Genomic DNA, 26,109 nt, shown 5'->3' with positions numbered 1-26,109 from the left:
CAGTTTGTGGTGCGGTACTTGCGCCGACCCCAGTTCGTCTCACTCATCATCCGAGCCTACTACCGCTGCGGCCCGGATTTGTGCAACAAAGCCGCGCCCAGGCATCATCTTCAATGGTTTGAAAATCAAACCAGCACCCGTCCACGGAACCGGGTCAACTCCAGTTGGGGCGTGTTGATGCGGCTAAAGCGCGCCTTTCAATGACTTGAACAAAGCCATTGAGGCGGAGAGGTTCTGGGAGGAATGCCTACCTGGCTTTACCTGCGGCCGCCTCGCAGGGATGGCGTCAGGCGAATGATGGTAGAGATGGACTTTGCGTCAGTCTCTGTAATCAATTGGCCAAGCTTGCCAGCGACTGGAGATCCCTTGATCTGTAGCTTGACAAGCCAGCTCTCATAATCGCTGCTAGTCTTGAACTGCCTAACGTGGGAGAGATCTTCCTGCAGCTGTTTGACAAGCCGATCCAAGACGACAGGCAGCCCATCTTTGTAGGCCTTGCGCTTTTTGGTCCTCTGACCATCCTGGGGCGGGTATATCAGCTTGATTGCGATATCACGCAGTTTCGGGCTTTTCCAGTCAGTTGAATTTTTGGCCTCAAGCTGTGTATGCAGCCACGTCTTGACCTCATCCGAATGCAAGGGAGAATTCTCTGGCCGTCTCTCTTCAATCCAGATTTGCAATTCATTGAAAACTTGAAGCAATTGACCTAGCTGAGGAGATATGTGATCTCCGGTGATCGGCATTTGTGTCGGTGCTTTGGTGGGGGCCTCTGGTTGACTCAGTAGATCACGGAGCCTAGCTTCATCGGCTGGTTGCAAACGTAGGTTGCCAAGTCGAACAAGAATGCCGGGGTGACGTCGAAAATCTTCAATGGTGAGGTCATCCCATCGAGCACCCTGGCTGTCGATAACGGTAAAGCAAGGGAATAAAATAGGAGGCGCGAGAGGTTTGCCAAACGATTCGGTTTGCCACTGATCTAAGCCATGTGCTTTTTGCCTTTGATGAGCCGTCTGTAGATCCCCTATCTTTTTACCTACTCCCCCTAAATGAACAATATCGAAGGCATTGATTTGGATACTTCCATCATCTCGCAATTTTGTGTAGTCATTGTGGCTTAGCTGGATACACTCCACATCTTCGACTGGGTAGATCTTTGTTTTAGGCAGTAAAGGGCTGGAGAGTTCGTCTCCGTTGGAAAGCGCAGAAAAGCACACGAGTCCTATTCGCCAGTTGGGTTCAATGGCTACCACGGGGGTGATGCCATTTTTGAGGACAATGCCCAAGAGTTGAGTCGCTGAATTTTCTAGCTCTTGGGCAAGAGCTTCTAGCTTCGTGAATTGATTCGCAAGGCTCATGAGGCAACTGGGAAGGAGAGTTTTAGGCGATTGGCGGCTGCTTGCCTTCAATAAAATCTGCCCAAGAATTCATCATGCCACGACGTTTATCCAGCGCGTCACCTCGGCGATATGCAGCCTCAACTTTACTTTCCAGCGTATGTGCTAAAGCCTGCTCAGCCAATTCTCTTGGAAAATTGGTCTTTTCCCCTGCCCAATCTCTAAAGGTAGAGCGAAATCCATGAGGTACGGCCGCTACATTCATGCGTCGCATGACCGCAGTCATTGTCATATCAGAGAGAATTTGCCCTTTGGTTCCGGGAAACAATAGTTCCAAATCAGCAACACGAGGGAGGGATTGGAGCAGTTTGAGCGCAGATGTAGATAGCGGTACACGATGTTCGGCCCCTGCCTTCATCCGTTCAGCCGGAATAGTCCAAATCGCGTTCTTAAAGTCGAATTCTCCCCAAATAGCTCCTCTAACTTCGCCGGACCGTGCCGCTGTCAAAATGGCGAATTCTAGAGCCCGTGCTGCGATGCCGGGGCGAGTTCTGAGCGTGGCAATGAATGGGGGCATATCATCCACAGCCAAGGCGCGATGATGTTCTACCTTCTGAATCTTCGATGGAGCGGCTAGCACCTTGTCGAGGTGGCCTTTCCAACGCGCGGGATTGTCACCCGCTCGGTATTTGCGCACTGTTGCCCAATCAAGAATAGATTCAATGCGGCCACGCAAACGACTGGCAGTTTCGTTCTTGGTGCTCCAGATGGGTTCGAGGCACGTGAGTACGTGCGGCAAATCGATCAGGGAAACGGAAAGTTTCCCTAGGCATGGCATTGCATAGGTCTCCAGCGTGTTTTCCCATTGCTGGCGATGCTTGGCGTTTTTCCACTCTGATGATTTGGCCTTGAGAAACTCTTCTGTGCACCAGCGGAATGTTTTCTCTGTTGAGGCCTGTGCCAAAAGTGCTTGGCGCTGCTGGCGACGAGGCGCGACTGGATCCCGACCTTCGCGAATACTCTCATGAACCTTCCAGGCACGTTCTCTGGCTTCTGCTAGACCCACGATAGGATAGGCGCCGAGTCCGATGTCTTTTCGGGCATCTCCAACTTTGACACGAAGTACCCAGCCGCGGTGAGCAGCAGAGATACGGAGGTGTAAACCTGCAACCCCGCCTACAGCGTGGCGGCCCTCTGTCTTGAGGGCCGCCACGGCACGGTCAGAGAGTTGTTTGGCAATCTTGGGCATGGTGAGATTTTGCAATAGATCTGTCCCACATTATGCCCACATAGAGTGCTGGATTCAACGAAACGTTGTTGGACTGAAATGAACAATCGATGATAAAAAAATAAATAAAAATCAAATAGTTATTGAACTATATTGAACTCGATTAAACTCTATCTTGGAGGACTCCCTCTCCGCCATAGCATCGATAATAAGCGGCTGTAGCTCAGCTGGATAGAGTACTTGGCTACGAACCAAGGGGTCGTGGGTTCGATTCCTGCCAGCCGCACCATATTGAAAAGCCTGCAATCTTTGGATTGCAGGCTTTTTCTTTGTCGTGATGCCGCCTTGCCTCCATGCTGCGGCCCAATTTGCTTAAATGGCGGGTATGAACAAAGCTTTCACCAAAGAGTCCGACGCAGACGACGATGAGATGCCGGAGTTGCCCAGGATTGCTGGCGGCAAGAATTACATCACACCAGCAGGCTACCGCACGCTGGAGGCCGAACTGCTGCAGTTGATTGATGATGAGCGCCCGAAGGTGGTGGAGGTCGTGCACTGGGCGGCCAGCAATGGGGATCGGTCTGAAAACGGCGATTACCTGTATGGCAAAAAGCGCTTGCGGGAGATTGATCGCCGTATCCGTTTTCTGACCAAGCGCATGGAGGCGGCTGAAGTGGTAGACCCGTCAGTGCACCACGGAAGCGATCAGGTGTACTTTGGCGCGACGGTCACATACTGTGACCAGAACGGTTGCGATGAGCGCATTGTCATCATGGGAATTGATGAGGCCGATGCAAGCCGCGGACAGGTGAGCTGGATTGCGCCTATTGCGCGGGCTTTGCTCAAGGCCCGGGTCGGCGACGAGGTTCAACTGCCAACCCCGGGGGGCGTGCGCGTACTGGAGGTGCTGGATGTGGAGTATCCGCCGCCCAAGACTGCCTGATTGACCTGATATGCCTGCTGGAGCGTGAATGGCGTTCAGGCTGTCGGCAGTATGCGATAGGCTCGCGATACATAGGATAGCTTGACGAGTTGACGCAGCATATGCTCCACCTGCTGGCGATCGCTCACTACCAGCACAAACTTCAGCTCCGTGGTGTTCATGGCGACTTCGTCGTCCATGGTGATATGGGTGATGTCTGAGCCCAGTGCGGCAATTTCCGCGGCAATCTTTCCCAGGACGCCCTTGCCATTGATGATGGTGACAACGACGCCAGTTTCGAAGTCGCCTTTGGGCTCGTCGGCCCATTCCACTTCGACAAAGCGTTCTGCGTCCTTGCTCAGCAACTTCTTGCAGACCGCGCAGTCACTGTTGTGAACGATCAGACCTGCATTGCGGTCCAGATAGCCGGCAACACTGTCGCCAGGTACCGGGCGACAGCATTTGGCGTATTTGACTGCGGCGTTGTTGCCGCCATCGAGAACAACGGCGCTGGTGACGGAGGAACTCCTGTTTTTATAGCGCTCCTGGGTCAGCAGCACGGCGTCGGGACGCATACCCTGTTCTGCTAGCAGTTCCACCATTTGCTTGGCTGCGAATACCGCAATGCGCTTGCCCTGGCCAATGTCGCTGAACAGTTCGGCCTTGTTGCGCGCGCCCAATCGCTCCAGCAGTCCATCCCAGGCTGCTTTTGCCTCGGGTAGCTGCGAGATGCCTTCAGCACGCAGTGCCTGCAACAGCAGGCGCTCTCCCAGGACTGCCGTCTCACTTTGGCCCTGAGTCTTGAGGTAATAGCGAATCTTGGATTTGGCGCGCCCCGTGCGCACGATGGTGAGCCAGGAGGGGTGAGGCACCGCCTCAGGCGAGGTGGTGACTTCAACGATGTCGCCGCTCTTGAGTACGGTGCTCAGGGGAACCTGCTCGTTGTTGATGCGGGCGCCAGATGTGTGCTCACCCACATTGCTGTGGATGGCATAGGCAAAATCCAGCACCGTGGCGCCGCGCGGCAAGGTCAGCATCTGGTTTTTGGGAGTGAACACATAGACCGAGTCGGGGAACAGGTCCACGCGCACGTTGTCCCAGAATTCATGCGCATCGCGGGTTTCGTCCTGGATATCGAGCAGCGACTGTACCCATTTGGTGCCCAACTGCTCGCCGCTGCCGGAGGCGCGAGCCTGGATCATCCAGTGCGTGAGCACACCGTTTTCGTCCACCAGATTCATGTCCTCGGTGCGGATCTGGAAATCCATGCTCACGCCCGATGGGCCAACCAGGGTGGTATGCAGCGACTGGTAGCCATTGGATTTTGGATTGGCAATGTAATCGCGGAACTTGGATGGCACGGGACGGAAAACCTGGTGCAGCACGCCCAGCGCCGTATAACAGTCGATCAGGTTGGGAACGATGACGCGTACGGCATACGAATCGGTGACTTGCGCAAACGATAAATGCTTCGCATCCATCTTCTTGTAGATGGAATACAGCGTCTTTTCCTGGTTGCCCAGGCGAATCTTGATGCCGGATTTGGCAAAGGATGCATCCACCTCGGCATGGATTTTCTGCACCACTTCCTTGCGGCGGTTGCGCGAGCGGCCCAGCGCTTTGACCAGGGTGTCATGGCGCCATGGATACAGGTGCTTGAAAGCCAGGTCCTGAAGCTCCCGGTAGACGCGATTGATGCCCAGCCGGTTGGCAATGGGCACATGGATTTCCATGGTTTCGGTGGAAATGCGTCCCCATTTGCTGCGCGGCATGTCCGACATGGTGCGCATATTGTGGGTTCGGTCTGCCAGCTTGACGAGAATCACGCGAACGTCGCGCGCCATGGCCAGCAGCATTTTGCGGAAGGATTCCGCCTGGTTTTCCTCGCGCGAATTGAAATGCAGCTTGTCCAGCTTGGTGAGGCCGTCGACCAACTCTGCCACCGTGTCGCCAAACTGCCGGGCGATATCGTCGCGGGTGACGCCACAGTCTTCCATGGCGTCGTGCATCAGTGCTGCCATCAGGGCTTCGGCGTCCAGCTTCCAGGTGGCACAGATCTCGGCAACCGCAATGGGGTGGGTGATATAGGGGTCGCCGCTGCTGCGGAACTGGCCGGAGTGCGCAACCGCTGCAAATTCAAAGGCTTCTTCCACCCGCGCCAGATCGGCATCTTTCAGGTAATCAAGCTTTTCCAGGAATGCAGCATAGGCACTCACGACTACCGGGTAGGACATGGCAGGCTTGGCTGCGGCGGTAGCGGAAGTACCAGAAGATTGAACGGGAGGGGTGGAGATGGACACGGACTTCACGCCTTTACTGTAGCGTGCGATGACAAACTTGTGTGAATAACAAGAAAAATGGCACCGATATTCGGTGCCATTGCGCGTGAAGATACGAGGATTTAACCCGGAACTTTCTTCAGCATCTCCAGGCCGACCTTGCCAGCTGCGATTTCGCGCAACGCAGTGACTGCCGGCTTGTTGCGGCTGTCGATCTTGGGGGTGTGGCCTTGGCTGAGCATGCGGGCGCGGTAGGTGGCCGCAAGCACGAGCTGGAAGCGGTTAGGGACTTTTTCGAGGCAATCTTCTACAGTGATGCGGGCCATCAGGAGTTCTCCAGGCTGTCAGATATGTTGAGTGACGAGAATATTTCGGCACGGGCGCGGCGCTGGCACAAAAAACGCAGCCGTTGCGAATGAACAACAGCTTTCAGATCGAACAGTGCGCGTTCAAATAACTCGTTGATTATAACGAAGTCGAATTTGTCGACCTGGGACATTTCCTGATGGGCATTCTTCAGGCGCACTTCGATAACCTCCGACGTGTCTTCGCCCCGGTTCTCCAGGCGCGAACGCAGCTCATCCCAGCTCGGCGGCAAGATGAAGATCAGCACGGCATGCGGAAAGCTTTCCTTGATCTGCAGGGCGCCCTGGTAATCGATCTCCAGCACGATGTCCGCGCCTTTGGCCAGGCGCTCCTCGATGGCCTTTTTGGCAGTGCCGTACATGTTGCCATGCACATTGGCCCATTCCACGAAAGCGTTGCCCGCGATCATTTTTTCGAAATCTTCGCGTGACGCGAAGTAGTACTCGCGGCCATGCTTTTCCTGGCCGCGTGGTGCGCGCGTAGTGTGCGAGATGGAGCGGTAGACCTGGGAATCGAGTTCCAGCAGGGCCTTGACCAGCGATGATTTACCGGCCCCGCTGGGGGCCGATACGACAAAGAGATTTCCTGGGTAATCCATGGTGATGAATAGCTTTTTGTTTTTATTCGATGTTCTGTACCTGCTCGCGCATCTGCTCGATCAGCACCTTCATGTCCACGCTGATGCGTGTCAGCTCCAGCGCAGCTGATTTGGAGCCCAGCGTGTTGGCCTCGCGATGCAGTTCCTGGATCAGAAAATCCAGGCGCTTGCCGATGTCGCCCCCCTTGCCCAGCAGGCGGGTGATTTCTTCGAGATGCGAGCGCAGACGGGTGATTTCTTCGGCAACGTCGATGCGGATGGCAAAGGAGGTGGCTTCTGTCAGGGCGCGATCCTGGGCTGCTTCGGGCGAGACGCTGCCTTCGGTCAACGCCATGGCGTCCTTCCAGCGCTCCAGAAAGCGGTCTTTCTGCTGCCTGACGAGGTCCGGAACCAGTGGCTCGGCCTTTTCGGCCAGGGCCTTGAGCTGGTCGACCCGGTCCTGCAGCATCGCAGTGAGGCGTTTTCCTTCACGCTGGCGGGCGTCGAGCAAGGCTTTGAGTGCCTGCTTGCAAACGTCGGCAACGGATTCGGCCCAGTTCTCGGGGAGGTCGGAGCTGCCGGTGCCGCTTAAACGCAACACTTCTGCCACGGTAAAAGGCTGGGCGCTGGGCATCCATGCGGTGACCGTGTCCTGAAAGCTGCCCAATTGCTGCAGCAGACGCGCGGAAGCCACGGGAATGTTTGACGCTTGTTCACTGACGACCAGAACCCGCACTTCCACCTTGCCGCGCTTCAGACTATTATCGACAAGAGAGCGTAACTGTGGTTCGCAGCTTCTGAGATCTTCCGGAAGCTTGAAAGATAAATCGAGAAAACGGCTGTTAACCGAGCGAATTTCCAGTCCGACGCGCCAGAGAGAGGGAGCATTGTCGCCACCGGCCGGTGGGATGCTTTGCTGGACAGAGGCATAGCCTGTCATGCTGTAAACTGGCATAGGACTGTATGGGGTTGCTTGCAATCGCGCTCATTATCAGGCTTCTCATATACCTGCGTTGTTCATCTAACTATGTCAAAAGCAAAGCCAGCGCCGTTACCCACCAATACCGTCATCGGTGGATATCGTATCGTGCGGCGTATATCGTCGGGGGGATTCGGGGTTGTCTATCTGGCTTTGGCGCCTGATGGCCAGCAGGTGGCCATCAAGGAATATCTGCCTTCCAGCTTGGCCTCGCGTGAGCCTGGCGCCCTGGCGCCCACGGTAGAGCCCGAAAAATTGTCGTTGTACCGCCTGGGCCTCAAGAGTTTTTTCGAAGAGGGGCGGGCGCTCGCGCAAATCTCCCATCCCTCGGTGGTCAGCGTCTACAACTTCTTCCGCGAGAACGAGACTGTCTACATGGTCATGAACTACCTGGAGGGTGCCACCCTGCAGGATTTCATCGTGACCGCGCGCGACCTGAAAGAGGCCAAGGTCTTCCGCGAGTCGACGATCCGCTCGCTGTTTGACGAGGTACTGCGCGGCCTGCGCATCGTGCACCAGCACAAGATGCTGCATCTGGACATCAAGCCGGCCAACATCTTCATCACCGATGACAACAAGGCTTTGATGATCGACTTTGGCGCTGCGCGCGAAGTGCTCAGCAAGGAAGGCAATTTTGTCCGTCCCATGTACACGCCGGGCTTTGCAGCGCCCGAGATGTACCGCCGCGACACACCGCTGGGGCCGTGGACCGATATCTATGCCATTGGTGCCTGTATCTATGCCTGCATGCAAGGCATTCCGCCCAATGACGCGCCCAAGCGACAGGAGAAGGACCGCCTGGGCCTTGCGCTGTCGAAAGTGCGCGGCGTTTATTCCGACAACCTGATCGAACTGGTGGAGTGGTGCATGGCGCTGGATCCCCAGGCGCGCCCGCAGTCGGTGTTTCTGCTGCAGAAGGAGCTGGCGCGGGAGGACGAGCGCCGCTACACCAAGCTGACGGTTTCCGAGAAAGTTCGTATGTCGATTGACTCGCTGGTAAGCGATACCAAGAAAAATATCCAGGCGCGTGCAGGGAGCTCCACCAAATGAAGTTCTCGGTCTTCCAGCTCAGTCGCAAGGGTGGTCGGGAAAAGAACGAAGACAGGATGGGGTACAGCTACACCAAAGAGTCCTGTCTGTTCGTCGTTGCCGATGGCATGGGCGGTCACCCCGAAGGCGAGGTTGCAGCCCAGTTGGCGCTGCAGACGGTTTCGCTGGACTTCCAGCGTCTGGCGCGCCCCAAGCTGGATGACCCGGCGGAGTTCCTCGAAAACGCACTGCTGTCGGCACACCACAACATCCTCAAGTACGCCATTGCGAACAATATGGAAGACCCACCGCGCACTACTCTGGTGGCTTCGGTGGTTCAGGACGGCAATGTCTGGTGGGTGCACTGCGGCGATTCACGGCTGTACATGGTGCGCGGCGCCAAGGTGATGGCGCGTACGCGTGACCATTCGTACATGGAGCTACGCGGCTCCGGTGTCACCAGCGTCAACCCGGATCGCTTCAATCGCAATGTGCTGTTCACCTGCCTGGGCAGCCCTTCCCGGCCGTTTTTCGATGTGGCAGGGCCCACTGAGCTGCATCGCAGCGATCGCATCATGCTGTGTTCCGACGGGTTGTGGAGCAGCGTGTCTGAAACGGTGATTGCCCGCGAGTTGGGCAACAAGTCGGTTTCACGTGCCATTCCCGATCTGATCGACGCGGCACTGCGCAAGGCTGGGGCCAGCAGTGACAACGTGACTGCGGTGGCGCTGGAATGGGAAATGCCCGGTGCCGAGCGGTTCATCAGCGAAGAAGCGCCTGCGGCGACGCCGCCCAACCAGGATGCAGAGACGGGTGGTGACAAGCCGCAGTCGCCCGCGCTCTGAGCGTGAGCCGAGCGGCGGTGGCCGAAAATCCTGCGACATGCTGCGTTTTCGTCATCGGCCGATAATGCGATTCTGTCCCATCCAGCAACAAGGCGGCTATTCTGGCCGCCTTGTTGTTTGTCTACTCTTAAAAATATAGCGTATGGCGCTTGATCAGCAGGCGCTAAAGGCCATTTTGACCATGAAAATCGTACTTGCATCCAACAACCAGGGCAAGCTCGCTGAGCTGCAGGCTATGTTCCACCCCCTGGGTGTGGAACTGGTGCCGCAGGGCGCATTGATGGATGGCGAAGCGCCCGAGCCCTATGGCACTTTTCTGGAAAATGCCTTGACCAAGGCCCGCTTTGCGTCAGAGCGCACCGGACTGCCTGCGATTGCTGACGATGCCGGTCTGTGCGTGGCTGCCTTTGGCGGCTTGCCTGGCGTGGATACGGCTTACTACTGCACTCAGTTTGGCTACGAGAAAAGCGACGCCAACAATGTACGGGCCTTGTTGGAGCAGATGCATGACGTGGCCGACCGCCGCGCAGCCATGGTGAGTACCCTGGTCGCTGTGCGCCACCCCAAGGACCCCGAGCCTCTGGTGGCGGTGGGCCGTGTGGCGGCACTGATTGCGCAGCAGCCGATGGGCGGTGGCGGTTTTGGCTTTGATCCGGTGCTGCTCATTCCTGAACTGGGAAAGACCTTTGCGCAGATGACGCCCGAGGTCAAGCACGCCCACAGCCACCGTGGCCGTTCGTCGCGCCTGATGATGGAGCTGGTGCGTGAGAGCTGGCTGACCGGCAGCGAAGTGGTGCACGCAGCGGCCAAGGAGTGACGGAGAGATACCTCCTGAGCGGCCGCGGCATGCATCCGGCCCGCACCGAGAGGAGGCCCGTGCCGCGATTGCACGGATGTGTTGCGCCGGTTCCATGACCCATGACGCGCGGGCAAGAGGTAAGTGATATGGTGGATTCAAAAAAGATAGCTATCAGCGCACAGATCGTAGAGGTTGCAGCTCCAAAAGACGTGCAGCATTACATGCGCCCGGGCACTCTGCAACTGGCCAGCCTGCCGCCTCTGTCGTTGTACGTGCACTTGCCCTGGTGCCTCAAGAAGTGCCCGTATTGTGATTTCAACTCGCACGAAGCGCGGCATGGCCAGGCCGGCGTGCCCGAAGACCGCTATATTGATGCCGCGATTGCCGATCTGGAGCAGGCGTTGCCACTGATCTGGGGGCGCAGCGTGCACAGCATCTTCCTGGGTGGGGGCACGCCAAGCCTGTTTTCACCGGCGGCGATCGACCGGTTGATCTCGGCCATCCGCGCACGCCTGCGGGTCGATGCCGGGTGTGAGATCACCATGGAAGCCAACCCCGGCACCTTCGAGAAGGACCGTTTCAAGGCCTTCCGCGCCGCTGGCATCACGCGTCTGTCGATTGGCGTGCAGAGCTTTGACGACCGGTACCTGCAGGCGCTGGGCCGGGTGCACGACAGCGCCCAGGCGCTGGCTGCCGTGGCGGAAGCTGCCAGCAGCTTCGATACCTTCAATCTCGACATCATGTACGCCCTACCGGGGCAGACCGCCGCCGATCTGCAGCGTGATCTCGATGTGGCACTCAGCTTTGCGCCGCCGCATATCTCGATCTACCACCTGACTATCGAGCCCAACACCTATTTCGCCAAGTACCCGCCGGCCATTCCGGAGGACGACGAGGCCTACGCCATGCTCGACCAGATCACCGAGCGGACCGCCATCGCAGGCATGCAGCGCTACGAGGTGTCGGCCTACGCCAAGCCGGGCCACACATGCGTGCACAACAGCAACTACTGGTCGTTTGGCGATTACCTGGGCATTGGCGCTGGCGCGCACAGCAAACTGAGCTTTGCGCACCGTGTAGTGCGCCAGGTGCGTGTGCGCGATCCGGCCCGCTACATGGACGCTGCCTTGCAAGGCAATGCACTGGCGCAGGACGAAGATGTGAAGCGTGCCGATCTGCCGTTCGAGTACATGCTGAATGCGCTGCGACTACGCGAAGGCTTTGCGCTGCAGGACTATCTGGACCGCACCGGCCTGCCGCTCAGCAGCATCGACAAGGCCTTGCAGCAAGCCGAGGCCAAGGGGTTGATCACGCGCGATTGGGCCCAGGTGCGGCCTACCGAGCGGGGTTTTGATTTTCTGAGCGATCTGCAAGAGTTGTTCCTGGCCGATTGAGTGGGGCGTTCGGCAAGTCAATTTTTACCGAGTAGTCAATGTGTGATTTTTCGCTTTCTACGCAGAGCGTATAGATAAAGCGCAAAATCGCGCTCCGCGTCAAATCATGCCGCCCTGTGCGGTTTTTTTTGTGCGCGTTTCTTTCCGCACTACCAGAACCTCCCATGTCCGCTTCTGCATCACCGCCATCTGCCATCCAGCCGCTCACGACCGTCAATGGCTATGGGTGGAAAGCGCTGGCGGGATCGGCGGTCGGTTATGCGATGGATGGGTTTGACCTGCTGATTCTGGGTTTCATGCTGGGCGCCATCCGGGAAGACCTGGGCCTGTCGACCGCACAAGCAGGTGCCTTGGTGACATGGACCTTGATTGGTGCGGTCGTGGGCGGCATTGTGTTTGGTGCGCTCAGCGACCGGTTTGGACGCATCCGCGTGCTCACCTGGACCATTGTGATGTTTGCCGTATTCACCGGCCTGTGCGCATTTGCGCAAGGCTACTGGGACCTGCTGGTCTACCGCACGCTGGCTGGCATCGGCCTGGGCGGCGAGTTCGGCATCGGTATGGCATTGGCAGCCGAGGCCTGGCCCGCACGTTATCGAGCCCGGGTATCGTCGTATGTGGCACTGGGCTGGCAGGTGGGCGTGTTGGGCGCGGCGCTGCTCACGCCGTTGCTGCTGCCATATATCGGCTGGCGTGGCATGTTTCTGGTGGGCGTGATTCCGGCATTTGTGGCCTGGTTCATCCGCAATCGCCTGCACGAGCCGGAAGTCTTTGTGCGCAGCCAGGAGAAGAAGCCCTCTGCGCTGCAATGCTTCAAGCTCCTGGTCAAGGACCGTGCCACCACCAAGATCAGTGCGGGCATCGTGGTGCTCACCTCGGTACAGAACTTCGGCTACTACGGCATCATGATCTGGATGCCGGGCTTTCTGGCGAACAAGCTGGGCTTCAACCTGACCAAATCCGCCATGTGGACGGCTGTCACCATCCTGGGGATGATGGCCGGCATCTGGATCTTCGGCCAACTGGCCGACCGCATCGGGCGCAAGCCGAGCTTCCTGCTGTTTCAGGCGGGTGCCGCCGCCATGGTGCTGGTGTACTCGCAGTTGAACGACCCGATCACCATGCTCTGGGCAGGCGCGCTGATGGGCATGTTTGTCAATGGCATGATGGGGGGCTTTGGTGCGCTGATGAGCGAAGCCTACCCAACCGAGGCACGTGCAACGGCGCAGAACGTGCTCTTCAACCTCGGCCGGGCCGTGGGCGGGCTGGGGCCGGTGGTGATTGGCGCGATTGCCTCGCAATACTCATTCCAGATGGCGATTGCACTGCTGGCTGCCATCTATGTACTGGATGCATTCGCAACCATGTTTCTGGTGCCTGAACTCAAAGGCAAGGAATTGCATTGAGCGGCAGTGGATAGCTGCCACTGCGCTATTGAAATAGGAGCGGCGTGCGCACGCACGCATGATTCAGCCTGCCGCTTTCAGGCGGAAACCGTACTGACAAGCGGCAGCCGTGCGCAGCGTGCGGCGTGCGCGTGGGGTGATGGCCTCACTATGTTTCATGGGGTTGGTGGCAATGCGGTGTCATCCCCGCCATTCATGGGCAGGTGCACGCTGAAGCACGAGCCCTCGCCTTCGGTGCTGGTGACCGATACAAAACCCTGGTGGCGTTGCACCACAGTCTGAACAAAGGTCAGCCCCAGGCCAATACCGGCAATGTGCGGCTGGCTGCTTTGGTGAAAGCGCTGAAAGGGCTGGAACAGGCGTGTCAGCTGTTCTTCGTTCATGCCGTATCCGTGGTCCTGGATATGCACCACCCAATAGCCGTGCTCCGCAGTCACATTGGCCTCGACCACGCCGCCGGCAGGGCTGTATTTGATGGCATTGGTGATCAGATTCACGAGGCAGCGGTGCAGCAGCGAACGGTCACCCAGGGTGGTGATTTCGGTGTGGGTGGCTTCCAGGCGGCCGGGAGCGTAGCGTACCTGCAGCTTTTTCTCGGTTGCCTTGGCCCAGCAGTCATCGATGGCCTCCTGCAGCAGGATGTCCAGGTGCACCAGCCTTCTCTGCAGGCTTTGCGACTGGGCAGAGGCCAGTTGCACGAAGCTCTCCGCCATTTCCAACGACTGGTTGGCCAGGCGGCCGATCTTGTGGTGCAGGTCGGCCTCGGTCATCTGGCCAGGGAATTCCTGGTACATCTCCAGCAAGGTGATGATGGAGGCCTGCGGCGAGCGGAAATCGTGGGAGATGAAACGCAGTGCCTGGTCGCGCTGCTCCATGGCCTTGTGCAGCTCGGTCATGTCCACCAGCATCAGGAGCCAGCCATCGGGCGCAGGTGCGCGAAACGCCTCGGCCAGAAGCAGCCAGGGCCGCTGCTGGCGGTCGATCACTTCGCTCTCGGTCGGCAGGGCGCCCAGTTGTTCAGGCGTCGCAAACCACAGCTCCTGTCCAGTGGATTTGATGCGCAGGCCTTGCAGCACGGTGCGGATCGGGATCAGCCCTTGCGGAGGGATGCCCAGGTTCTGCATGTATTGGTCGGCGGCCTGGTTGTGTAGGCTGACCATGCCCTGCGGATCAATCGCGAAGGTGGGCGAAGGGATCTGGCGCAGAGTATCGCGGACGAAGCCGTGCATCTGGCGCAAGGTGCTGGTGGCGGTCTCGACGGCCTTGATGCGCCTGTCCAGAAAATCGTCCACCAGAGCAGTATTGCGCTGCGGTGCACCGGTGTTTTCGAGCGCTTCGCGCAGGGTGACCATCTCCTGCTGCAGAAAGGAGGCTGCCGCACTCAGGCGCCGCCAGCTCCAGATGGGATAGATGACGACCAGGCCCATCAGCGCGGCGGCAGGTGCGAGCTGCACACCCGCCCAGTTGCGCAGTGCAAAGCTCAGCAGCAGCGCTCCCACCGCCAGGGCCAGCTGCATGGCCAAGCCCGCCATCGGGCCCAGCACGGCAATGGCAGCCAGAGCCAGCAGGATGATGCCGACATTGACCACGGCATCAGTGGTTGCAGAGGCTGGGGTCACGTGCCGGCCGGAGAGCTGTGAATCCAGCGCATGGGCAATCAGCTCCACCCCGGCGATATGGCGCGAGGAAGGGCGTGCGGGACTGGCAAAGTAATCACCAAGACCCGACGCAGTGGCGCCCAGCAGCACGTACTTGCCGGTGAACGCGTTGGATGGCACGCGTCCGGTCAGCACCGTTTCCGCAGAGTACAGGCGATAGGGCTCGGCGCCACGGGCAAAATTGAAGACCTCTGGAGACTGCTGCACCCAGGCGTCTCCGGGCCGGGGGGCTTGCACACCCCGGCAGAGTGGGTGGCTGCGTCCAGCCGCGCACAGCATGGCGATACCGAAGTGTGGCCAGGGGCCCGTGTCTTCTCCCTGGGCGGCAAAATAGCGGCGAATCACCCCGTCTTCATCCACGCTGACATTGACATGGCCCAATTCGCTTGCTGCGCTGCGCAGGTTGGCAATCGGCAGCTCGGCGCCGATGTCGACGCCAGCCATACGCCAGTCCACGGGCAGCACGATATTGCCTGCACTGCGGATGGCATCGGCCAGCAACTGGTCGTCCTGGGGATTCGCCCGGTCCGGCTCGCTGAACAGCACGTCAACGCCAATGGCAGCAGGTTTTTGCGCCTCGATGTCTCGCAGCAACTGGGCGAGAATCGCGCGCCGCCATGGCCAGCGGCCCACGCTTTGCAAGCTTGCGTCGTCAATGGCGACAATGACGATATCGTTGCGCGCATAGGGCGCGCTGACCCAGCCAGCCAGGTCTTGCACCATTGCGTTGACCGCACGCGGCTGGCCGCGCAGGCTGGCCCATGCCACACAGGCCAGCAAAATGGCAGCCAGCACCAGCCATTCCAGCCAGCGCAGCTGGGTTCGGGTCAGCAGAGGAGAGCGGCTCACGTTGTGGCGGACTGGTTGCCTTGGGCAGGGTGCCCGCAGGCTGGCAGATCGATCAGCGTGGGCTCTGCACCGGTTTGCCGTCGTCGGATTTGAGCATGGAACCGTAGCCAGTGGTGATCGCGGACTCCACGGTCAGCTTGCGAGCGGCTGAGTAGCGGCTTTTGAGTCCGGAAGGATCCAGCACCTGGATGCGCACGAAGTAATCTCCCGGGGCAAGTTCGTCGGAAACCCAGCGCGGCTGATCCAGTTGCACGGTGCTGATGGGGGCGTCGAACTGCTCATTGCGTGCCAGTTGCAGGTTGTATTTTTGCCCTGGCTCTCCGGTCCAGAACAACTGCAACTGATTGGGCATGTCCATTTCACCAGGGCTGAGTGCATCCGCACTCAAGGATGCAGGATTGGTGCCCGCCTTGAAAGCCTGGGGTTTGGAAAAAGGCCCCTGGTCCTGGCTGCCGTCGGCAGCCTTGCGCACGCTGGCTGCGCGCCAGTAGTAGTTGCCTGCAGCCAGCTTGCTGATGGTCGTTTGGCATTCCGTCACCACGCCGCTGTCTGCCAGAGGTTGGGTGAAGTCGGTGCTGGCTGCCACCTGAATGCGATAGCCGATGACGCCCTTGCCTCCTTCGGTGCACGTCAACGCGCCATCGCTGATGCCGATCAGACCACCCGGCGCGGGGTTGGAATATAGGGGGGGCACCGGCGTTGCCTTGACCTTGATCGCCTCCACATGGGGCTTGCCGGGAATCTGCTGGCTGTCGACCGCGCGGACTGCGACGTAGTAGTTGCCGTCTTCAACGCCGGGGAACTTGGCCAGCGGCGTATTAAATCGCTGGCTGCGCACCACCTGCCGCATGTTGGCATCGTGCGCCAGCTTGACCTGGTACTGGCGGGCTTGCTCCACGGGGCTGAGCTGGATGGTCAGAAAGTCCGCGTCCTCAAACACCGGCGGGTTGCCTTGCAGGCTGGGCGCTGCGAGCTGATCCACGATGGCACCCACACGGCCATTGTTCTGCACGGCGATACCTCTGCCGGCCGTGACGGAGACTTCGCGTGCTGCGGCACTACCGGCCACCGCGACCACACCGTGGTCAACTGCGGTGATGGCCTCGCCGGAATCGGAGACGCTGACTGAAAACACGGTGCCGCGCACACTGGTGGTCGCCATGGGCGTCTTGATCTCGAACTTTCGCTTGCGGCGTTGCTCGATGGTGGGCGTGACCTGTGACTCGATTCCACCCTTGTTCAGGTCCACTACCGACTGCTGCTCCTGGGTGCGACCATTCTTGCGCACCTCGCTGAGTTTCAGCTCTGATTTCTCGTTGATGCGCACCGAACTGCCATCGGCGAATTTCAGCGTGACAAAGCTGCCGGGTGCCACTTTCAGTTCATCACCTTCGGTCAATACGGCACCTTGGACGAGTCGCTGCCAACCCGTTTCCTTGCCGATATAGGGCGAACGTAACTGCGCATCCCCTTGGACATGCTCGGCAATCACGTCCTGGTAGCCGATCAGGCGTGCCGGTATGACGATGGTGGAGCCGACGGGCAGGCGGGTAGGGTACTTGACCTGGTTGAGATCTCCCAGTGCGCGCCACTGCTGCGGATCCTTCAGGTAGCGCTTGGCCACGCCTTCCAGGGTGTCGCCGGGTTGCACCCGGTGCTGGATATCCGGTAGCTGGTCGGCCGACGCCGCGCAAGCCGCGCGAGGCAGCAGCACTCCCAGGGCTATTAGCAGCGAAACGGGCAGCATCACGTGCAGGTTTGTAAACATCAAAAATCCTTTTGTGCCGCAGGTAGGCGGCACACATCTGCCAGTGCCATAGCGGCAAGACGGCCAACGCACCCCCTGGGGGTGGGTTGGCCGGCAGGCGTATATGGCTTGGCAGCTCAATTCGGCGGCACGGCCTCAGCCTGCGGCTTGACCGCTTCAAAACGGTAACCTACACCGTAGACAGCATTGATCACGTAACCATTTTCCGGTCGCAGATCAAGCAGCGTGCGCAGGCGTGATACATGGGTGTCCAGTGAGCGAGAGATCACATCCGAGTTCTGGCCCCAGATGATTTCGCGCAGATGGTCGCGTGAGAGCAGGCGTCCCATGTTCTGGAACAGGAACAGCGCCAGATCGTACTCGCGGTTTTTCAGCTCCACCTGTTTGCCATCGACTTCAAGTGTGCGTGAATCCGACATGAAGCGGTAACGGCCAAACTCCATGGTGCCTTTGGTGGCTGCCGGGTAGGCACGGCGCAACAATGCACGTACGCGCGCCACCAATTCGGCAACACGCAGAGGCTTGACCATGAAGTCGTCTGCGCCCGATTCCAGGCCTTCGACAATGTCGGCTTCACCCTGCCGGCTGGTGATGAACAGCACCGGCAACTCCTGGCTGACATTGTCACGGATCCAGCGCACCACCACGGGGCCAGACGTATCGGGCAATTGCCAGTCCAGAATCAGCAGGTCGTAGGTTTCGCGGCGCATGTCTTTCATCAAAGACGCGCCAGTGGTATGGGTCGTACAGGCGTGGCCTTCCGCCTCCATGGTTTTGGAGAGCATGTCCAACACCACCAGATCATCATCCAGCGCCACAATCCTCATAGTAGCTCTCTCCCAAAAACTTAATAGTTTGCCTTTATAAGATAAACCATCTTAAAGGCAAATCTAATCACCTACCCCAGCTCGTACAAATAACGAACTGGTCATCACCTATTCAACTGTTACAACATTTCGTTGCATTTGAAGTATAGGCAGCTAATCAACTTTCCGCTATCTCTTTTAGAGCCAATTGCACGTCAGAAAGCGAAAAACTGTCGCCCAATTGCACGTTATCCATGATCTGCCCCAAGGTTTCTGGTTGCGATTGCAACTGGGCGATCATCACACCCGCATCGCGTGGTGCATCAAATGCCTGGCTCTGCAGCAGTATGGCGCCATCTGCGCGTACCAGCTTGAAATAGAACTTGCCATCCTTTTCGCGGTACTGCTTGAAGGATGCTGCCGCAGCCTTGGTGCTAACCTTGGCTGTGGTTGCGGTGGTCGCCACGGTCAGTGGCCTCAAACCAACGGCGGCGCGCAGCTTGTGCAAGAGCGGCTGAGAGTAGGCACGGGCTTTCTCGGCGCCTTGCAGCAAGATGGTCTCCACCTCCTGCGGATGGGCCATCAGGTCGTTGTAGCGCTCGCGCAGGGGCGCAATTTCGCGATCCACACATTCAAACAGCATGGTCTTGGCATCGCCCCAGGCAATGCCATCGGCGTAGGCCTGGCGCAGAGCTGCGGTTTCCCCATCGCTGGCAAAGGCCTGGTAGATCTGAAACAACGCCGATCCTTCCACATCCTTAGGCTCGCCCGGTGCCCGAGAATCGGTGACGATGGAGCCAATCAGCTTTTTGAGCTGTGCCTGTGTCGAGAACAGCGGAATCGTGTTGTCGTAGCTCTTGCTCATCTTGCGGCCATCCAGGCCTGCCAGGGTGGCTACCTGTTCATCGATCGCGGCCTCCGGCAGCGTGAAGAACTCGCCATACAGATGGTTGAAGCTCGATGCCATGTCGCGCGCCATCTCGATGTGCTGGATCTGGTCACGGCCCACGGGCACCCTGTTGGCGTTGAAGGCCAGAATGTCTGCACCCATCAGCACGGGATACATGAAGAGGCCTGCCGTCACACCGTCATCGCTGTCCTTGCCTGCTTCATGGTTCTTGTCCTGCGAGGCCTTGTAGGCATGGGCGCGGTTGAGCAGGCCTTTGCCGGTGACGCAGGTCAGAAACCAGGTCAGCTCGGGGATCTGGGGAATGTCCGACTGGCGGTAGAAGGTCACATGGTCGGGATCCAGTCCGGCGGCGAGCCAACTGGCTGCGATCTCCAGGGTCGAGCGATTGACGCGCTCAGGGTCCTGGCACTTGATCAGGGCATGGTAGTCGGCCAGAAAATAGAAATTCTCGACATCCTTGGCGCGACTGGCCGCAATTGCCGGGCGCATCATACCGGCATAGTTACCCAGATGGGGAGTGCCCGATGGGGTGATGCCGGTGAGGAAACGGGTTTTTTGCATGGTTCTGTTATTGGGGAAATAAGCCGGGGTACAGGCTTTGTGCGTCTGTGCCCAGAGATATCAGTGGCGAGATGCAATGTAGCACTATCGTCCGAGCACCCATGGCGAGGCGTAATGGCGCTGTGCAGTTGCCATGCTAGCCGGTCTATAGAAAAAGCTTCAGAATGGTGTCCACGATCGCGTAGCCCACCGACATCAACGGACGCATCCAGACGGCGCTGATGACGCCGGCAACGACCAGTCCCATCACAATGAAAAAGCCATAAGGCTCGATCCGGGAAACCGCCTCGGCTTGCCGGTAGGGAAGCAATCCGACCAGCACACGGCCTCCATCCAGTGGGGGCAGTGGGAACAGGTTGAATGCCCACATCACCAGATTGACCGCGATACCGGCCTTGGCCATGCCTAGGAAGAACGGCTCGTGCAGTCCGGTGATGGCCAGAATGCCCAGTACCACCGCCCAGAGCAGAGCCTGAATGAAGTTGGTGGCCGGGCCGGCCAGCGCGACCCAGATCATGTCGCGCTTGGGGTTTCGCAGATTGCCAAAGGCCACTGGCACGGGCTTGGCATAACCGAACACAAAGGCACCCGAAGTCATGAAATACAGTGCCAACGGCATGACGATGGTGCCGATCGGGTCGATGTGCTTGAGCGGGTTGAGCGTGATGCGCCCCAGCATCGCGGCAGTGTTGTCACCGAAATGACGAGCCACATAGCCATGCGCGGCTTCGTGCAACGTGATGGAAAACAGCACGGGCAGCGCATACATCAAGACGTTTTGGATCAGTTCAGGATTCACAGGACGATGGTCACAAGGTTTTATGGTTTGTTGCGGTGCAGCAACCGAGGCAGTCTAGCCTATCAGGCTGGAAATGGCCCCTCGGTTGGCGAAACGGATAGAAATGCTATCAAAATAAAAGTTCCTGCGCGTACTGGCTGTATGCTGACAGCCCATTTTGCTTATAAAAGAATCTCATAGGCCAAGCTGCGCAAGTGGACCTCGCCCTTCGCGCACCACAACCGGGGCACCACCGGTGCCCATGGGGGTCAGATCCACGATGGTCGTGGGCTCCAGCGGGCAGGGGCCGGCGTCTACCACCAGTTCGATCTGTGATTCAAAGCGCTCACGGATTTCCTGCGGATCGTTCAAGGGCTCGGTCTCGCCGGGCGGGATCAAGGTGGTCGAGAGCAAGGGCTCGCCGTGCAGTTCCAGAAGCATCAATAGGCCCTTACGGTCGGGTACACGCAGGCCGATCGTCTTGCGGGAGGGGTGGCTGATACGACGTGGAACCTCCTTGGTGGCATCCAGAATGAAGGTGTAGGGGCCGGGTGTGCCAAGCTTGAGGATGCGGAACTGGTGGTTGTCCACCATGGCGTAGCTGGCCAATTGCGAGAGGTCGCTGCACAGCAGTGTGAGCATGCGCTTCTCGTCGATCTGGCGGATGCGGCGCAGCCGGTCCACCACCTGCTTGTTGTCCAACTGGCAGACAAAGGCGTAGCTGGAATCAGTGGGCACGGCCAGAATGCCACCATCCTTGAGCATGGCCGCAGCCTGCTTGAGCAGGCGCGGCTGGGGATTGTCGGGGTGAACTTCAAAGTACTGGGCCATGGTGGTACTCCGGATGGGGAATTGTTTTTGCTCTTATCTTGATAGCTGTTGGCATTTGATGTGCAAGCGCAACAGCCGCATTTCATGGATGGATGATACGCGCTTGCAGCGCATCCCACACGGGCGTTACGCCGGCGGGCAACGGAGGGAGGGCGCCAAAGTCGGTGCTCGACTCTGCCGGGCTGTGGAAGTCCGAGCCACGCGAGGCGTACAAGCCAAACTCGCGGGCCTTGTCCGCGTAGCTGCCGTATTCGTGAGGAAAGTGGCTGCCGGTGACCACTTCCACGCCTTGGCCGCCATGCTGTTTGAACTCGGAGAACAGCACATACTCCTCGGTGGCGTTCAGCCGGTAGCGCGCGGGGTGAGCCAGCACGGCCATGCCGCCGGCGTCCACGATCCAGCGGACGGCATCGTGCAGCCGGGCCCAGCGGTGCGGCACGAAACCGGGTTTGCCTTCCACCAGATAGTTGCGAAAGACTTCATTCGTATCGCGGCAGACCCTGGCATCCACCAGAAAGCGCGCAAAATGCGTGCGTGAAATCAGATCGGGGTTGCCTACGTAGCGCAAAGCGCCTTCGAATGCGTCTGCAATGCCCGCTTGGGCAAGACCGGCCGCCATTTCGCGTGCGCGCTGCTCGCGGCCGCCCCGGGTGCGGGCCAGCCCTGCCTGCAGAGCGGCGTTGTCCGCATCAAAACCCAGGCCGACAATGTGCACGGTGGTTTCGATGAAGGTGACCGAGATTTCCACACCAGTCAGGAAGTCAAGACCCGCTGCGCTTGCCGCTTGTTGCGCCTGGGCCAGACCGCTGACTTCGTCATGGTCGGTCAGTGCCCACAATTGCACACCGCATTCGCTGGCGCGCGCAACCAATTGCACCGGCGTCAGGGTTCCGTCGGAGAAGGTGGAGTGGCAATGCAGGTCAGCGTTGAGAGTAGAAGGCACCGCTACATTGTAGGCGTGCAGGCCGATAGGCGCTTCTGGATTCCCAAAGCCCGGCCAGGTTGAGCCCTGGCGCCCCCGTCGAAAGTCGGTATTAACCCCTAAATTGTCAGTTTTTCGTCAGTCTGACGAAAATATTGATACATCTCGACGTTTTGTATTTTTCACCAGGGTTTTCAGAGGAATACACTGTCGGTTTTTACATTGCGCGGTGCAACACTGCGAGCGGGGAATCAGAATGTTTGCTGTCAAAAGGTGGATGGGTGTGGCCGCGCTGGCGGTTGCTGGCGTTGCGGTCGCGGGCACAGCCATGGCGCAGGAGTCGACCATGGAACGCGTCAAGCGTACCAAGGAGTTGCGCGTGGGGACCGTGGCTGGCGCGATTCCTTACTTCAACAAGGATCTGGTCTCGCAAAAATGGGAAGGCTTTGGCCCCGATTTTGGTGAAAGCCTGGCCAAGAAGCTCGGCGTGCAGGTCAAGTTTGTGGAAACGACCTGGGGCAATTCCGTGCTGGACCTGCAGTCCAACAAGATCGACCTGATGTTTGCCCTGGCGCCGACACCGCAGCGCCAGGAGGTGGTGAATTTCTCCAAGCCCCTGTTGAACAATACCTTCACAGCCGTGTGCAAGAAGGGCCATGAGCCGGTCAAGACCTGGGAGCAACTGAACAAGCCGGAGGCCAAGGTCGTCGTGGACATTGGCTCCAACCAGGACCAGTTTGCCACCCGCGCGCTGCCCAAGGCCAGCATCTCGCGCCTGGAAAGCTCGGGCGCTGCCACCATGTCGGTGCAGACGGGCCGCTCCGACTGCCAGGTGCTGGTGGTGCTGCTGTCGCAGCCACTGGTTGCCAAGCGCCCCGATGTGGGCACGGTGTATGTGCCAACGCCTGTCGAGACCGCCAACACCAATGTGGGCCTGCGCAAGGAAGCGAACAAGGATTTCGAGAACGCCGTGAATGAGTGGCTGGATGAGGCCCGCAGCAAGGGTGAGATCCAGTCCGTGGTGCTCAAGAACATGGAAAAGCTCGCCGGCGTGAAGGCCGACGCCTTCCCCAAGGAAGTGAAGTTTTAAGCATGTACATGCATGGGCCCCAGGCCTGTGCGACGCACCCCGGCATGGCATTGCGCCGTTCCGGGGTGTATGCGTTCAAGGTTGGTTGAGATATGTACGAATGGGACTTTGGCTTCCTCTGGAAGTACCGCACCTTGCTGGTGGGTGGAATCGGTTACACCCTGCTGTTCACGGTGATCTGTGTGCTGGGCGGACTGGCGATCGGACTGGTCGCGGGGCTGGGTCGGCTCTCGCGCCACAAAGTGGTCACTGTGCCGCTGCGCGCCTTTGTGGAGGTGTTCCGCTGCACGCCGGTACTGGTGCAGCTGGTGTGGTTCTACTATGCGTTGCCGGTGCTCACCGGCATCGAGATGAGCGCGCCGGTGGCGGCTGCGCTGTGCCTGTCGCTGTATGGCGGGGCCTTCTATTCTGAAATCATCCGGGGAGGCATCATCTCCACGGACATTGGCCAGACCGAGGCCGGCCAGGCCATCGGCATGACGCGCGGGCAGGTCATGCGCCGCATCATCCTGCCACAGGCTTTTCGCAAGATGATTCCGCCGCTCGTCAACCAATCCATTCTGCAGCTCAAGAACACTTCGCTGCTGATGGTGCTGGCAGTGCCGGATCTGCTCTACCAGGGCCAGGTGATTGCGCACGACACCTACCGTCCGCTGGAGGTCTACACCTTCATCGCGATTGCGTATTTCGTGATCCTGTTCCCGATCACCCTGTGGGCCAAGCGTCTGGAACACGGCAACCTGACTGCCAAGGAGGCCTGAGATGCAGGACCAACCGCTCATTTGTATCAAGGGTCTGAAAAAGTCCTTCGGCAAGCTCGAAGTGCTCAAGGACATCTGCCTGGAAGTGAACCGCGGCCAGGTGGTTGCATTGATCGGCCCTTCGGGCTCGGGCAAATCCACTTTGCTGCGCTGCATCAATCTGCTGACGGTGCCGGACGGCGGTGACATCCGCGTGGATGCGCAGTCGCTCGCCTTCAACGGCAGCGCCACGCAACTGCCCAAGGACAAGGTGCTGGCCGGTTTTCGTGCGAGAACCGGCATGGTGTTTCAGCACTTCAACCTGTTTCCGCACATGAGCGTGCTGAAAAACGTGATGGAAGGGCCGATCACCGTATTGCGCCTGCCCAAGGCGGAGGCCGAGGCCCGTGCCCAAGCCTTGCTGCAGAAGGTGGGGCTGGCCGAGCGCGCGCACATGGTGCCCGATCAGCTCTCGGGCGGCCAGAAGCAGCGGGTGGCCATTGCCCGTGCGCTGGCCATGCAGCCTTCGGTAATGCTGTTTGACGAAGCCACCTCGGCGCTGGACCCGGAGCTGGTGGGCGAGGTGCTGCAGGTCATCCAGTCGCTGGCGAAAGACGGCATGACCATGATCCTCGTGACGCACGAAATCGCCTTTGCGCGCGAGGTGGCCGACAAGGTCGTCTTCATGCGCGATGGCGTGGTGGTCGAAGAAGGGCCGCCATCGCAAGTCATCGACAATCCGCGCGAGGAAGCCACGCGCAGCTTTTTGGGCCGTATCATCGGCCACACTGCTTAAGAAGAGGGAACAAGGAATGGATTTTCGACTTGACGACATCGACCGCAAGCTGCTCGCCTTGCTGCAGGCCGATGCCCGTGAATCCACGGCCAAGCTGGCCCGCAAGCTCAACCTGGCGCGCACCACCGTCGTGGCCCGCATTGCGCGGCTTGAAAAGGAAGGCGTCATTGCCGGTTACGGGGTGCGCCTGGGCAGCAAGCTCGAACAATCGGCTGTGCGAGCCTATTGCGGCATTTCCGTCATGCCCAAGACGGCGCAATCGGTGATGCAGGTGCTCGAAGGCATTCCCGAGGTGGAAGAAGTCTCGGCCGTTTCCGGTCAGCACGACTACATGATCTTTCTGCGCTGCGACTCCAATGAAAAGCTCGACGCGCTGCTCGACCGCATTGGCCTGATCGATGGCATTCGGCAGACCTATACCTCGGTGGTTCTGAGCCGCAAGATCGACCGCCGCGGTGCACTGCCCACCATGCCCAACCTGGGCGGCTGATGGGCTCCAGCCAAACAGCCGTCAGGCGGCCGGCGCCGTTTCTCGGCATTCTGATGCTGGATACGCGCTTTCCACGGCCTCCTGGCGATATCGGTAACCCGCAAACCTGGGCGGAGTTGGGTATTCCAGTCCGCATGCTGAAGGTCGAAGGTGCATTGCCGGTCAAGATTGTGCAGGAGGCCGATCCGCGCTTTGTGCAGCCCTTTGTGGAAGCCGCGCAGCAGCTGGAGGCCGAAGGCGCAGCGCTCATTTCCACCAGTTGTGGATTTCTGGCGGCTTACCAGGGCCTGCTGGCGCAAAGCGTGGCGGTGCCGGTGGTCAGCTCCAGCCTTCTGCAATGCGCAGACCTGCCCGTGCCCGGTGTCGTGACGATTGCTGCAGCGTCGCTGACCCCGCGCATCCTGCAGGCCGCTGGCGTACCTGCGGGAACGCCCGTGCAAGGCGTGGCGCCTGGCAGTGAATTTGCCACGCGCATTCTGCAAAACGAGGCTGACATGGATCTTGCCCAGGCCGAGCGCGATGTGGTTGCCGCTGCCGTGGCACTGCAACAGGCGCATCCCCAGATCCAATCGCTGGTTCTGGAATGCACCAACATGCCGGTCTACCGCGATGCCGTGGCGCAGGCAACCGGCCTGCCAGTGCACGATGTGGTGAGCCTGCTGGCCGCGCGCTGGGCTGCCTTGGGCTGAACAGAAGCTATTCAAACCAAGCCCTGGCGTACATGGATTGCGCGCCAGGGCTTTGTTTTTGAT

Annotated in this window: 25 protein-coding genes and 1 tRNA gene; 13 read left to right on the top strand and 13 right to left on the bottom strand. The window is 59.2% G+C overall.

Annotated elements, in window-relative coordinates; translation table 11 throughout:
• Positions 1–204 (top strand): hypothetical protein (locus ABIE32_RS14370; protein ID WP_429017159.1); only part of this gene is annotated, 204 nt, incomplete at its 5' end.
• A gap of 53 nt (positions 205–257) precedes the next feature.
• Here the strand turns inward: ABIE32_RS14370 and ABIE32_RS14365 are convergent.
• Positions 258–1,355, bottom strand: coding sequence for a hypothetical protein (locus ABIE32_RS14365; protein ID WP_429017157.1), 1,098 nt, complete (start codon positions 1,353–1,355; stop codon positions 258–260).
• 22 nt (positions 1,356–1,377) lie between these two features.
• On the bottom strand, positions 1,378–2,598 hold the full coding sequence (locus ABIE32_RS14360; protein ID WP_429017155.1) for a tyrosine-type recombinase/integrase: 1,221 nt from the start codon (positions 2,596–2,598) through the stop codon (positions 1,378–1,380).
• Positions 2,599–2,774: 176 nt separating this feature from the next.
• Between ABIE32_RS14360 and ABIE32_RS14355 the strand changes: the two genes are divergently transcribed.
• Together ABIE32_RS14355 and greB are read left to right on the top strand one after the other, a co-directional pair.
• Positions 2,775–2,851 (top strand) — tRNA-Arg (locus ABIE32_RS14355).
• A 96-nt stretch (positions 2,852–2,947) separates the two neighbouring features.
• A complete protein-coding gene (gene greB, locus ABIE32_RS14350; RefSeq protein WP_224151603.1) occupies positions 2,948–3,505 on the top strand; it encodes a transcription elongation factor GreB in 558 nt (185 codons plus the stop codon).
• Between the two features lie 35 nt (positions 3,506–3,540).
• On the opposite strand, the gene ABIE32_RS14345 is transcribed toward greB, so the two are convergent.
• The 4 genes from ABIE32_RS14345 to ABIE32_RS14330 form a co-directional block, all read right to left on the bottom strand.
• Positions 3,541–5,784, bottom strand: a complete 2,244-nt coding sequence (locus ABIE32_RS14345) for a RelA/SpoT family protein (protein WP_429017151.1) — start codon at positions 5,782–5,784, stop codon at positions 3,541–3,543.
• A 101-nt stretch (positions 5,785–5,885) separates the two neighbouring features.
• A complete protein-coding gene (gene rpoZ / locus ABIE32_RS14340) occupies positions 5,886–6,089 on the bottom strand; it encodes a DNA-directed RNA polymerase subunit omega (protein WP_184709130.1) in 204 nt (67 codons plus the stop codon).
• Entirely contained in the window at positions 6,089–6,727 is a 639-nt protein-coding gene (gmk, locus tag ABIE32_RS14335) for a guanylate kinase (RefSeq protein ID WP_224151604.1), read from the bottom strand. Before gmk ends, rpoZ begins: the two co-directional genes overlap by 1 nt.
• A 22-nt stretch (positions 6,728–6,749) precedes the next feature.
• The gene (locus ABIE32_RS14330) at positions 6,750–7,661 is read right to left on the bottom strand and encodes a YicC/YloC family endoribonuclease (RefSeq protein ID WP_429017173.1); all 912 of its coding nucleotides are present in this window, start codon (positions 7,659–7,661) and stop codon (positions 6,750–6,752) included.
• Positions 7,662–7,733: 72 nt separating this feature from the next.
• Between ABIE32_RS14330 and ABIE32_RS14325 the strand changes: the two genes are divergently transcribed.
• The 5 genes from ABIE32_RS14325 (at position 7,734) to ABIE32_RS14305 (ending at position 13,158) form a co-directional block, all read left to right on the top strand.
• Positions 7,734–8,735, top strand: coding sequence for a serine/threonine protein kinase (locus ABIE32_RS14325; protein WP_224151605.1), 1,002 nt, complete (start codon positions 7,734–7,736; stop codon positions 8,733–8,735).
• Positions 8,732–9,559 carry a PP2C family protein-serine/threonine phosphatase gene (locus ABIE32_RS14320; protein ID WP_429017146.1) on the top strand — a complete coding sequence of 276 codons (828 nt, stop codon included), beginning with the start codon at positions 8,732–8,734 and terminating at the stop codon, positions 9,557–9,559. Before ABIE32_RS14325 ends, ABIE32_RS14320 begins: the two co-directional genes overlap by 4 nt.
• A 181-nt stretch (positions 9,560–9,740) precedes the next feature.
• Positions 9,741–10,376, top strand: coding sequence for a non-canonical purine NTP pyrophosphatase (locus tag ABIE32_RS14315; RefSeq protein WP_429017143.1), 636 nt, complete (start codon positions 9,741–9,743; stop codon positions 10,374–10,376).
• 128 nt (positions 10,377–10,504) lie between these two features.
• Positions 10,505–11,752: a radical SAM family heme chaperone HemW gene (gene hemW, locus ABIE32_RS14310; protein WP_429017142.1), complete on the top strand. Its 1,248-nt coding sequence runs from the start codon at positions 10,505–10,507 to the stop codon at positions 11,750–11,752.
• A 164-nt stretch (positions 11,753–11,916) separates the two neighbouring features.
• On the top strand, positions 11,917–13,158 hold the full coding sequence (locus tag ABIE32_RS14305) for an MFS transporter (RefSeq protein WP_429017140.1): 1,242 nt from the start codon (positions 11,917–11,919) through the stop codon (positions 13,156–13,158).
• Positions 13,159–13,313: 155 nt separating this feature from the next.
• Here the strand turns inward: ABIE32_RS14305 and ABIE32_RS14300 are convergent, their stop codons facing one another.
• From ABIE32_RS14300 to ABIE32_RS14270, 7 genes are all read right to left on the bottom strand, one after another.
• Positions 13,314–15,665: a CHASE2 domain-containing protein gene (locus tag ABIE32_RS14300; protein ID WP_429017137.1), complete on the bottom strand. Its 2,352-nt coding sequence runs from the start codon at positions 15,663–15,665 to the stop codon at positions 13,314–13,316.
• Between the two features lie 52 nt (positions 15,666–15,717).
• Positions 15,718–17,433: a FecR domain-containing protein gene (locus ABIE32_RS14295; protein ID WP_429017134.1), complete on the bottom strand. Its 1,716-nt coding sequence runs from the start codon at positions 17,431–17,433 to the stop codon at positions 15,718–15,720.
• 116 nt (positions 17,434–17,549) lie between these two features.
• A complete protein-coding gene (locus ABIE32_RS14290) occupies positions 17,550–18,260 on the bottom strand; it encodes a response regulator transcription factor (RefSeq protein ID WP_224151611.1) in 711 nt (236 codons plus the stop codon).
• A gap of 157 nt (positions 18,261–18,417) precedes the next feature.
• Positions 18,418–19,710, bottom strand: a complete 1,293-nt coding sequence (locus ABIE32_RS14285) for a tryptophan--tRNA ligase (RefSeq protein ID WP_429017131.1) — start codon at positions 19,708–19,710, stop codon at positions 18,418–18,420.
• A 145-nt stretch (positions 19,711–19,855) separates the two neighbouring features.
• Complete coding sequence (locus ABIE32_RS14280) at positions 19,856–20,479, bottom strand: site-2 protease family protein (protein ID WP_429017170.1); 624 nt, start codon at positions 20,477–20,479, stop codon at positions 19,856–19,858.
• Positions 20,480–20,683: 204 nt separating this feature from the next.
• Entirely contained in the window at positions 20,684–21,319 is a 636-nt protein-coding gene (locus ABIE32_RS14275) for an L-threonylcarbamoyladenylate synthase (protein WP_184709154.1), read from the bottom strand.
• 82 nt (positions 21,320–21,401) lie between these two features.
• A complete protein-coding gene (locus ABIE32_RS14270; RefSeq protein WP_224151614.1) occupies positions 21,402–22,262 on the bottom strand; it encodes a 3',5'-nucleoside bisphosphate phosphatase in 861 nt (286 codons plus the stop codon).
• 235 nt (positions 22,263–22,497) lie between these two features.
• Between ABIE32_RS14270 and ABIE32_RS14265 the strand changes: the two genes are divergently transcribed.
• The 5 genes from ABIE32_RS14265 (at position 22,498) to ABIE32_RS14245 (ending at position 26,046) form a co-directional block, all read left to right on the top strand.
• Positions 22,498–23,331, top strand: coding sequence for a transporter substrate-binding domain-containing protein (locus ABIE32_RS14265; protein ID WP_224151615.1), 834 nt, complete (start codon positions 22,498–22,500; stop codon positions 23,329–23,331).
• Positions 23,332–23,423: 92 nt separating this feature from the next.
• The gene (locus ABIE32_RS14260) at positions 23,424–24,092 is read left to right on the top strand and encodes an amino acid ABC transporter permease (protein ID WP_224151616.1); all 669 of its coding nucleotides are present in this window, start codon (positions 23,424–23,426) and stop codon (positions 24,090–24,092) included.
• A gap of 1 nt (position 24,093) precedes the next feature.
• On the top strand, positions 24,094–24,867 hold the full coding sequence (locus tag ABIE32_RS14255) for an amino acid ABC transporter ATP-binding protein (RefSeq protein ID WP_429017127.1): 774 nt from the start codon (positions 24,094–24,096) through the stop codon (positions 24,865–24,867).
• Between the two features lie 16 nt (positions 24,868–24,883).
• Positions 24,884–25,357 (top strand): Lrp/AsnC family transcriptional regulator, encoded by a 474-nt coding sequence (locus ABIE32_RS14250; RefSeq protein ID WP_224151618.1) that lies wholly within the window; start codon positions 24,884–24,886, stop codon positions 25,355–25,357.
• The gene (locus ABIE32_RS14245) at positions 25,357–26,046 is read left to right on the top strand and encodes an aspartate/glutamate racemase family protein (RefSeq protein ID WP_429017126.1); all 690 of its coding nucleotides are present in this window, start codon (positions 25,357–25,359) and stop codon (positions 26,044–26,046) included. Before ABIE32_RS14250 ends, ABIE32_RS14245 begins: the two co-directional genes overlap by 1 nt.
• The last annotated feature ends 63 nt before the right edge of the window (positions 26,047–26,109 follow it).

The sequence above is a fragment of the Comamonas sp. 4034 genome, from assembly GCF_050434545.1.
Taxonomy (GTDB): domain Bacteria; phylum Pseudomonadota; class Gammaproteobacteria; order Burkholderiales; family Burkholderiaceae_C; genus Comamonas; species Comamonas odontotermitis.
The sequence above is the reverse complement of the archived record's forward strand: the minus strand, read 5'-3'. Positions and strand labels throughout refer to the sequence as shown.

Excerpts from the sequence above, each read along its gene's own strand:
- ABIE32_RS14295 (WP_429017134.1), bottom strand. The coding sequence starts at position 17,433 with ATGTTTACAAACCTGCACGTGATGCTGCCCGTTTCGCTGCTAATAGCC.
- gmk (WP_224151604.1), bottom strand. The coding sequence starts at position 6,727 with ATGGATTACCCAGGAAATCTCTTTGTCGTATCGGCCCCCAGCGGGGCC.
- ABIE32_RS14320 (WP_429017146.1), top strand. The coding sequence starts at position 8,732 with ATGAAGTTCTCGGTCTTCCAGCTCAGTCGCAAGGGTGGTCGGGAAAAG.
- ABIE32_RS14285 (WP_429017131.1), bottom strand. The coding sequence starts at position 19,710 with ATGCAAAAAACCCGTTTCCTCACCGGCATCACCCCATCGGGCACTCCC.
- ABIE32_RS14315 (WP_429017143.1), top strand. The coding sequence starts at position 9,741 with ATGAAAATCGTACTTGCATCCAACAACCAGGGCAAGCTCGCTGAGCTG.
- ABIE32_RS14245 (WP_429017126.1), top strand. The coding sequence starts at position 25,357 with ATGGGCTCCAGCCAAACAGCCGTCAGGCGGCCGGCGCCGTTTCTCGGC.
- ABIE32_RS14330 (WP_429017173.1), bottom strand. The coding sequence starts at position 7,661 with ATGCCAGTTTACAGCATGACAGGCTATGCCTCTGTCCAGCAAAGCATC.
- ABIE32_RS14280 (WP_429017170.1), bottom strand. The coding sequence starts at position 20,479 with ATGTATGCGCTGCCCGTGCTGTTTTCCATCACGTTGCACGAAGCCGCG.
- ABIE32_RS14250 (WP_224151618.1), top strand. The coding sequence starts at position 24,884 with ATGGATTTTCGACTTGACGACATCGACCGCAAGCTGCTCGCCTTGCTG.
- ABIE32_RS14365 (WP_429017157.1), bottom strand. The coding sequence starts at position 1,355 with ATGAGCCTTGCGAATCAATTCACGAAGCTAGAAGCTCTTGCCCAAGAG.
- ABIE32_RS14260 (WP_224151616.1), top strand. The coding sequence starts at position 23,424 with ATGTACGAATGGGACTTTGGCTTCCTCTGGAAGTACCGCACCTTGCTG.
- rpoZ (WP_184709130.1), bottom strand. The coding sequence starts at position 6,089 with ATGGCCCGCATCACTGTAGAAGATTGCCTCGAAAAAGTCCCTAACCGC.
- ABIE32_RS14265 (WP_224151615.1), top strand. The coding sequence starts at position 22,498 with ATGTTTGCTGTCAAAAGGTGGATGGGTGTGGCCGCGCTGGCGGTTGCT.
- greB (WP_224151603.1), top strand. The coding sequence starts at position 2,948 with ATGAACAAAGCTTTCACCAAAGAGTCCGACGCAGACGACGATGAGATG.
- ABIE32_RS14305 (WP_429017140.1), top strand. The coding sequence starts at position 11,917 with ATGTCCGCTTCTGCATCACCGCCATCTGCCATCCAGCCGCTCACGACC.
- hemW (WP_429017142.1), top strand. The coding sequence starts at position 10,505 with ATGGTGGATTCAAAAAAGATAGCTATCAGCGCACAGATCGTAGAGGTT.
- ABIE32_RS14290 (WP_224151611.1), bottom strand. The coding sequence starts at position 18,260 with ATGAGGATTGTGGCGCTGGATGATGATCTGGTGGTGTTGGACATGCTC.
- ABIE32_RS14255 (WP_429017127.1), top strand. The coding sequence starts at position 24,094 with ATGCAGGACCAACCGCTCATTTGTATCAAGGGTCTGAAAAAGTCCTTC.
- ABIE32_RS14325 (WP_224151605.1), top strand. The coding sequence starts at position 7,734 with ATGTCAAAAGCAAAGCCAGCGCCGTTACCCACCAATACCGTCATCGGT.
- ABIE32_RS14275 (WP_184709154.1), bottom strand. The coding sequence starts at position 21,319 with ATGGCCCAGTACTTTGAAGTTCACCCCGACAATCCCCAGCCGCGCCTG.